Genomic DNA, 8,100 nt, shown 5'->3' with positions numbered 1-8,100 from the left:
GATGCGGCGGCCGCCGGCTGAGCCGGACTCATCGAGAACGCGCCGGGTACCTGAGGGTTGACTCGAACGGACCCGTGAGTGAGGTACCCGCCGCGGAGAGGGCCGACCCCGGCGACCCCCTCCACGTCGCCGCACCCTTCTCCGGTGTGGTCACCATCACCGTCGGAGTCGGCGACGAGATCGAACCCGGCGGCACCGTCGCCACCATCGAAGCCATGAAGATGGAGGCCGCGATCACGAGCCCCGGAGGCGGGACCGTCGACCGCATCGCCATCAACACGGTCGGGCAGGTCGAAGCCGGCGATCTGATAGTCGCGCTGACCTGACCGCACCGCCCGGTGCGGAACCGCAGCATTCCGGGTGTGTCCCCGGACATCACTTGACCTTTGCCACACCTTTGGATGATGATTTCGTCAGCACTGACGGAATCAACTCGCGCGGCGAACCCCGGTGCGACTCGTGAGACCAGGACGGGCCGATGACGCTTCCACAACCTCTCCTCCGGACCGCCACCCACCGTGGGGCGCCGGTGGTCGACGTCGATCTGTACGGCGACGAGGTGATCGACAGACCGCACGAGGTGTACAGCAGAATCCGGGACGCGGGCCCCGTCGTCTGGCTCCCGCGTCGTCGGATGTTCGCGATCGGCCGGTTCGACGACGTTCGGCTGGCCCTACGCGACGATGCGACCTTCCGCAGTGGCAGAGGCGTGGCCGCCAATCCGGTCGCTAATACTCTCGGGCACTACACCACGCTCGCGAGTGACGACGACACGCACATGACCCGTCGGATGATCCTCATGCAGTCTCTGACCTCGCGTGCGATACGTCCGTCGCTGCCCACAATGGAGCAGGAGGCCGCGGACACCGTCGACCGGCTGTTGGCACAGGATCACTTCGACGGCATCGCCGACTTCGCGACCCGCCTGCCGGTCCAGGCGGTCGCCGAACTGGTCGGGGTGAAGGTGACCCCGGAGCAGATGCTCAACTGGGGCCAGTCGACGTTCGACGGTCTCGGTTCAGCGAACCGGCGTGCGCGTGGTTCACTCCGCGGATCGCTCGGCCTGTTCCTCTACACATTGGCTGTCGGCCGCCGGAACGTGACACCCGGCGGGTGGGCGTCGACGGTCCTCGATGCCGCTGACCGGGGAGAGATCGGCCGAGTCGAGGCCAAGAACATGATCATCGACTTCGTCGCACCGAGTCTGGACACCACGATCCTGTCGACCGGCCAACTCCTCTGGAGCCTGGGGACGACTCCCGGGCTGTGGGAACGGCTGCGGCGAGACCCGGACCTGATCCCGACAGCGGTGGTGGAAGCAGTGCGGATAGCCTCGCCGGTCCGGTCGTTCACCCGATCCGTCGCCGCGCATACCGAGTTCGGCGGGGTCCAGCTGCGCCCGAGGGACCGTGTCGCGGTGGTGTTCGCCTCCGCCAACAGCGACGAGCGGCACTTCCACAACCCCGAGGAGTTCTCGCTGGAGTGGCGTGGGAGCAATGTCGGATGGGGGCACGGCGTGCACACCTGCGTCGGCATGCAACTGGCGAAGCTGGAGATGCAGACCTTGCTGCGGGCAATGGTCCCGCGCGTCTCGTCCATCGAGGTCAGCGAACCCGAACTGCTGCGCAACAACTGCCTTCAGGGCTTCGAGTCCTTCCGGGCCTCGTTCCGCTGAGTGAACGCCGTCCGCCTCAAGCGGGCGGTACATGACCATCCAAGGAGGACCCCGGTGGCCCATGTCATCACGCGGCCGTGCTGCAACGACGCGAGCTGCGTCACTGTCTGTCCGGTGAACTGCATTCATCCCACACCCGGAACACCCGACTTCGCCCGGGCAGAGATGCTGCATATCGACCCCGTCGCCTGCATCGACTGCGGGGCGTGCGTGGATGAGTGTCCGGTCGACGCCATCGTCCCGGACGACCTCCTGCCGCCGGACTCGGCCTTTCCGGAGATGAATGCCGACTACTTCCGGGGACGCGACATCGTCCGATCGTGGACCCCGCCTCGACCCGCACACGCCTCCGGGCCGGGCGCCCTGAGGGTGGCGGTCATCGGTGCCGGGCCGGCGGCCTTCTACACCTCGGGCGAACTGCTGCGTCACCGCGGCGTCACGGTCGACATGTTCGATCGCCTCCCCACCCCCTATGGTCTGGTGCGCGCCGGAGTCGCCCCGGATCACGCAGCGACCAAGGGCGTCGAGCGGACGTTCTCGGCGACCGCCTCTCGCGAGGCGTTCCGCTACTTCCTCAACGTCGAGGTGGGAGTCGATCTCACTCTCGACGAACTCCGCGCGAGGTATCACGCGGTGATCGTCGCCACCGGTGCGGCCGCTGACCGCGCGCTGTCCATCCGCGGCGAGGACCTACCCGGATCACTCGCCGCCACGGATTTCGTGGCCTGGTACAACGGCCACCCCGACCACGCCGACGACGCGATGGACCTGAGCGGCGAGTCCGTCGTGATCGTGGGTAACGGCAACGTGGCCCTCGACACGGCACGGATCCTCGTGACAGATCCCGACGAGCTGGCGCGCACCGATATCGCCGATCACGCACTCCGGGCCCTTCGTCAATCGCAGGTACGACACGTGACCATCCTGGGCAGACGCGGCCCGGCACACGCCGCGTACACCAACTCCGAGTTCCAGGCATTCGCCTCCCTCTCCGGCGTGGACGTGATCGTGGACCCGGCTGACCTCGTTCTCGACCCCCGGACCCACCGGGACGAACAGGCGCGAACGCTGGACCCCACGACCGCCACCAAGTTGCGCCTCGCCCGCCGCTACGCGGCCCGAACCCCGACAGGCGCGGCTCGCTCGGTCGTGTTCCGTTATCTGACCTCCCCCACCGCCATCCTCGGCGGCCACGACGGCGTCTCGGGAGTGCGGGTCTCGCGCATGGCCTACAGGGCTGATGGCACCGGTCGCGTGCTCCCGACAGGCCCGGAGACGACAGCGCCCGCCTCCATGGTGATCCGGTCGATCGGGTATCGCGCAGACCCATTCCCCGGCCTCCCGTTCGACACCGGTGCCACCGTCATCCCCAACGAGGAGGGACGGGTGACCGAGAACGGATCCCCGATCGTCGGCGTTTACGTCGCTGGGTGGATCAAGCGCGGCGCCCGGGGCGGGATCGGCGCCAACAGGCGATGCGGTCTGCAGACCGCCGAGGCCGTTCTCGCCGACTGGACGCAGCACCGCCTGCCAGGTCCCGTGATCAGCGAGGACGACATCGACGCCGTGATCACCGAGCGGCGCGGCCACCGGATCGACGCAGCCGGGTGGGCCGCGATCGACGAGCACGAACGGGCAGCCGGACGCAGCGACGGCCACCGCCGACGCAAACTGGTGTCGATCGACGAGATGGTGCGGGTCGCAGCGACCGCCACCTGACCCACCTCGTCACGCCACGCCCGGTCGAGTCGGTGAGATCAGTCCCAGGCCGGCAACGGAAGGGCGATGAGCGCCGCGGCCTCGTCCTCGCTCACACCCAGGGCGCGCAGGACGTGGGCGGTGACGGCGTCGGTCGTGGCCGCGTCGTCGCGTTCGGGCTGATCGTGCAGCAGCAACGCCAGCGTCAGCGCGGCCCCGGAGACGACGGTCAGGGCCACGTCGATGTCGGCGGCGACGAACCGCCGGGCGGCGACCGCGGCCTCGATATCGCGCCGGGCGCGGGGAAGCAGGCCCGCGTCGGCGCTGGAGAGGACCGACAGACCGTGATTGACCACGACTCTGCTCAATTCGGGGTGCCTGCGATGCAGCCGACCGGTCAGGCGGAAGCTCTGGGTGAACGCCTGAGCCGGATCGTCCAACCCCTCGGTGAGACCATCCAGCAGATCGGCGTGGTCCTCGACAACGGCGAACACCGCCGCCTCGAACAACTCCTCCTTGGTCGAGAAGTGGTTGTAGAACGAGCCGTTGCCGACGTCGGCCATCGTGGTGATGTCGAGGACCGACACCGCGGTCCGCCCCTGCGCCATGAGCTGCTGGGCGGCACCGATGAGGGACCGCCGGGTCTGGGCCTTGCGTCGCTGAGCACGTGTGAGAGCACCCGGGTCGGCCTGAACCATCACACACTCCTTCCAGGCAGAGTCACATGGTCTCATACGCACCCGTGACGAATTCGTCAACGGGCTTGACTGACGCGTGCGGCGTATATGACGATATCGTCAACCACAATGACGGGGAGGCGCGATGACGGTCAGCCACGACGTGCACGAGGGGCTGCACGCCGACGAGGGCGCGCTGCCCGGGGAGCACCCCGGACGCCGGCCGAACCCGGTGGTGAAGGTCCACGACATCGCGTGGCTGGAGTTCGACAAGCCCGATCTCACGCGCACCGCGGCGTTCGCGGTGGACTTCGGTTTCACCCCCACCTTCCAGACACCCGACGAGCTGCATCTCCGGGGCGCCCTGCCGGGTCCGCCCTGCGTCATCGTTCGTCGCGCCCCGCGCACCGCCTTCACCGCCGCGGCTTTCCGTGCGGCCGACTCCGCCGACGTCCACACTCTGGCCTCCGAGTGGGGACGGCCAGTGGAGTCTCTCGGCGACGCCCTGGGAGGGCACGCGGTGACCACCCGGGATCCGAGCGGATGCCGCGTGCGGGTGGTCTCGGGAGTCACCGAATGGCCTGCGCTGCCCCTGCAGAGGGTGCGCAACCCGTTCAACTTCGAGGCCCACCGCACCCGGGTCAACAGCACCCAGCGGCCCCCGCGCGCACCGGCGCTCGTCGAGAGGCTCGGCCACGTGGTGCTCTCGTCGACGCGCTACCTGGCGTCACTCAACTGGTACCTGCACAACCTGGGGATGATCGTCAGCGACTTCCTCTACTACCCCGGACAGCGTGACCGCGGGCCCGTGATGAGCTTCATCCGGTGCGACCGTGGCGGCGAGGTGGCCGACCACCACACCCTGGCCCTGACACTCGGCCCCGCCGACCGCTACGTCCACTCGGCGTACCAGGTCTGTGATCTCGACGCTCTGGCCGCGGGGAGCGAGTACCTGCTCGACCGGGGATACGACCACTCGTGGGGACTGGGTAGACACATCCAGGGCAGCCAGCTCTTCGACTACTGGCGCGATCCGGACGGATTCCTGGTGGAGCACTTCACGGACGGGGACCACTTCGACAGCACTGTCGCCGCCGGGTGGGCCCCGATGACGGCCTCGGGCCTCAACCAGTGGGGCCCGCCGGCCACCGCAGACTTCCTGGGCATCAAGCCCGGCCGCGCCGCACTGCGCGAGTTCACCTCGATCCTCGCGTCACTGCGCGAGTCCGACAACGAGTTCGACGTCCAACGCCTCTTCGGCCTGATGAAAGTAGCCCGCACATGAGCTTGTCCGTCCTCCGTACCGCCGACGCGTGGTGGGTGCTGGTGCCCGCCGGCGCCCGTCGCGTCGACACCCGCGCGACCTCCACCGCCGAGCTGATCGCGGACCGCCAGGCCGTCGTCCGTGCGACGACCGACGACGGCGAGACCGTGGACCCGTCGAGTCTGGCCCTGCAGTCGCCGGTCACCGCGCCCTGCCGCGTGATCGCGCAGATGACCAACTACGTCTCACACGTCCGCGATTCCGGCATGAACCCCGACAAGGTTCCACTGACGTTCTTCCGCAAGGCCTCGGGCTCGATCGTCGGGCCGAACGACGACATCGTCAAACCCGCGCACGTCCGACTGTTGGACTACGAGGTCGAGATCGGGGTGGTCTTCGGTACCAGCCTGCCCGTCGGAACCACCATCGACGAGCAGACCCTCGCCGACGCCGTTGCCGGCCTCGTGATCACCAACGACGTCTCAGCGCGCGACGTTCAGCTGCCCAAGACGCAGTTCTACGAAGCGAAGTCCTACCCCGGCTTCACCCCGGTCGGCCCCGTCCTGGTGCTGCTGGAACCCGGCGAGTGGGAAAAGTTCTCCACGCTCACCCTCGAGCTGAGGGTGAACGGGGTGACACGTCAGAACAGCACCGTCGCCGACATGATCTACAGCCCACTGCAGGCGGTCCGGACCTTGAACAGATTCCAGCGCGTCGATGCCGGAGACCTGCTGCTGACCGGCACCCCCGGAGGAACCGCGCTCACCGCACCCGCGAAACCCATCGAGATGATCGGAGCGCTGCTCCCGCCGCACCTGAAGTGGAAGGCGTTCTTCAAGCGGCAGGCCGGCAACCCCAAGTACCTGCAGGACGGCGACATCGTGGAGACGTCGGTCCGTGCGGGCGACGGGACTCTCGACCTGGGCATGCAGCGGAACGTGGTGCGCTACGCATGATCACCCCCACCTCATCGGCGTCGTTGTGGCCGGCCTACGACACCCCCGAGGACGTCGCGGTGATCGAACAGACACCGCTCGACGCGCGCGGGTTGCCGGTATCGACATACGCGGTCCTCGCCCGCGCGGCCGAGCAATGGCCTGAACGCACCGCGCTGCGCGTCATGCCCGACGCGACCCGGTGGCGGCAGACCACCGACCGCACGTATGCCCAGTTGCTCGACGCCGTCGACAGACATGCCGCGGCCCTCCGCGCCGCGGGGGTCGGCAGTCAGGACGCGGTCACCCTGCTGGCGCCGAACTGTGTCGAACTGATCGAGGTGATCTTGGCGGCGCAGCGCGCAGGCGTTGCCGCTCCGATCAACCCGGCCATGAACGCCGACCACGTGGCCGAACTGATCGGCAGATCGGGCTCGCGGGTTCTCGTCGCCGCCGGGCAGGACCTCGACCCCGAGGTGTTCTCGCGGCTTGACGACATCCTGGCCAGCACGGTGATCGGCACGGTGTTCCTCCTCCGCCCCACCGGGGCCGACTCCCTGCCCGAGGTACCCGATCTGGGCGACGTCACCGTCGCCTACCTCGATTCGGCCGAGGTCCCCCGCGTCGCGGTCGAGGAGGTTCGTGGTGCCGACGACCTCGCCGCACTGTTCCACACCGGCGGGACCACCGGCGTGCCCAAGCTGGCCGGTCACACGCATCGCAATGAGGTCTCCAACGCGTGGATGATCGCGGCGAACACCGTGCTCGACGAGGACTCCGTCGTCTTCGCGGCGCTACCGTTGTTTCACGTCAATGCGTTGATCGTCACCGTGCTCGCGCCGATGCTGCGCGGCCAGACCGTCGTGTGGGCGGGGCCTCTGGGGTACCGCGACCTCGCCCTGTACGGCGTGTTCTGGCACCTCGTCCAGGCCCACCGGATCTCCGGGATGAGTGCCGTTCCCACCGTCTACTCGGTGCTCGCGCAGTGTCCTGTCGACGCCGACATCTCCAGCCTCAGAGCGTGCCTCGTCGGGGCGTCGATGCTGCCATCCGCGGTGCGTGAAGGATTCGAGTCTCACACGGGAGTCCGCCTCCTCGAGGGCTATGGTCTCACCGAGGCGACCTGCGCCAGCGTGCGCAGCTTCTTCGACGGTCAGCCCGCCGGCTCGGTCGGGCAGCGCCTGCCGTATCAGCAGCTCCGCGCCGTCGACGAGGACTGGCAGGAGGTGCCCGCCGGTTCCGTCGGGCGGCTCGTCGTGTCGGGCCCCACCGTGTTCGCCGGCTACATCCGCCGTCGCGGCGAGGACGGGTTCGACCTCGATGACGGTGGGTCTGTTCGAGATGGGTGGCTGGATACCGGCGATCTGGGGTCTGTCGACGAACGCGGGTTCGTGACCCTCACCGGCCGCGCCAAGGACCTCATCATCCGCGGCGGGCACAACATCGATCCCCGCGCGATAGAGGACGCCCTTCGCGAGCATCCCGATGTCACCGACGCCGGAGTGGTCGGTCGTCCCGACGTGCACGCGGGCGAAGTACCCGTCGGTTACGTCACCATCCGGGACGGCGCCACGGTGACCGGCGCCGGCCTGCAGGCGTGGGTGAGCGACCGGGTGTCCGAAGCGGCAGCCGCCCCTCGAGAGGTGACCGTCATCGACTCGCTGCCGGTCACCGATGTCGGCAAGCCCTACAAGCTCGCGCTGCGAGCCCTCGCCACCGAGACCGCGCTCAGCGCGGCACTCACCGAGGCCGGGGCACCCACGCCGGTGGACGCTCGGATCGTCGACGGTTCTGTCGTGGCCGTGGTCGAGCAGCCCGGAGACGTCGACACGGCGACCCGCGTCCTCGACA

The 8,100-nt window shown here is 68.6% G+C and carries 7 protein-coding genes; 6 read left to right on the top strand and 1 reads right to left on the bottom strand.

Annotated features, from left to right (window positions below; translation table 11 throughout):
* The 3 genes from G6026_RS15170 to G6026_RS15160 form a co-directional block, all read left to right on the top strand.
* Positions 1 to 326, top strand: a 326-nt coding sequence (locus G6026_RS15170) for a biotin/lipoyl-containing protein (protein ID WP_182613662.1), incomplete at its 5' end; no start/stop codon positions are given.
* 152 nt (positions 327 to 478) lie between these two features.
* Positions 479 to 1,675: a cytochrome P450 gene (locus G6026_RS15165; protein WP_182613661.1), complete on the top strand. Its 1,197-nt coding sequence runs from the start codon at positions 479 to 481 to the stop codon at positions 1,673 to 1,675.
* Complete coding sequence (locus G6026_RS15160) at positions 1,676 to 3,394, top strand: FAD-dependent oxidoreductase (RefSeq protein WP_347238121.1); 1,719 nt, start codon at positions 1,676 to 1,678, stop codon at positions 3,392 to 3,394.
* 38 nt (positions 3,395 to 3,432) lie between these two features.
* On the opposite strand, the gene G6026_RS15155 is transcribed toward G6026_RS15160, so the two are convergent.
* Positions 3,433 to 4,071, bottom strand: a complete 639-nt coding sequence (locus G6026_RS15155) for a TetR/AcrR family transcriptional regulator (protein WP_182613659.1) — start codon at positions 4,069 to 4,071, stop codon at positions 3,433 to 3,435.
* 124 nt (positions 4,072 to 4,195) lie between these two features.
* Here G6026_RS15155 and G6026_RS15150 point away from each other — a divergent pair, with 124 nt between their 5' ends.
* The 3 genes from G6026_RS15150 to G6026_RS15140 all read left to right on the top strand — a co-directional run.
* A complete protein-coding gene (locus G6026_RS15150; protein ID WP_182613658.1) occupies positions 4,196 to 5,335 on the top strand; it encodes a VOC family protein in 1,140 nt (379 codons plus the stop codon).
* Positions 5,332 to 6,270, top strand: a complete 939-nt coding sequence (locus G6026_RS15145) for a fumarylacetoacetate hydrolase family protein (protein WP_107756068.1) — start codon at positions 5,332 to 5,334, stop codon at positions 6,268 to 6,270. The genes G6026_RS15150 and G6026_RS15145 overlap by 4 nt, the downstream gene beginning before the upstream one ends.
* Positions 6,267 to 8,100: acyl-CoA synthetase (locus tag G6026_RS15140; RefSeq protein ID WP_182613657.1), on the top strand; the 1,834-nt coding region annotated here is incomplete at its 3' end. The genes G6026_RS15145 and G6026_RS15140, both read left to right, overlap by 4 nt.

The organism is Dietzia sp. DQ11-38-2, from assembly GCF_014145055.1.
GTDB lineage: Bacteria > Actinomycetota > Actinomycetes > Mycobacteriales > Mycobacteriaceae > Dietzia.
Note: the sequence above shows the minus strand (reverse complement) of the source record. Positions and strands in the feature narration are given on the sequence as shown.

Coding starts and splice junctions, on each gene's coding strand:
- G6026_RS15145 (WP_107756068.1), top strand. CDS start 5,332: ATGAGCTTGTCCGTCCTCCGTACCGCCGACGCGTGGTGGGTGCTGGTG.
- G6026_RS15155 (WP_182613659.1), bottom strand. CDS start 4,071: ATGGTTCAGGCCGACCCGGGTGCTCTCACACGTGCTCAGCGACGCAAG.
- G6026_RS15150 (WP_182613658.1), top strand. CDS start 4,196: ATGACGGTCAGCCACGACGTGCACGAGGGGCTGCACGCCGACGAGGGC.
- G6026_RS15165 (WP_182613661.1), top strand. CDS start 479: ATGACGCTTCCACAACCTCTCCTCCGGACCGCCACCCACCGTGGGGCG.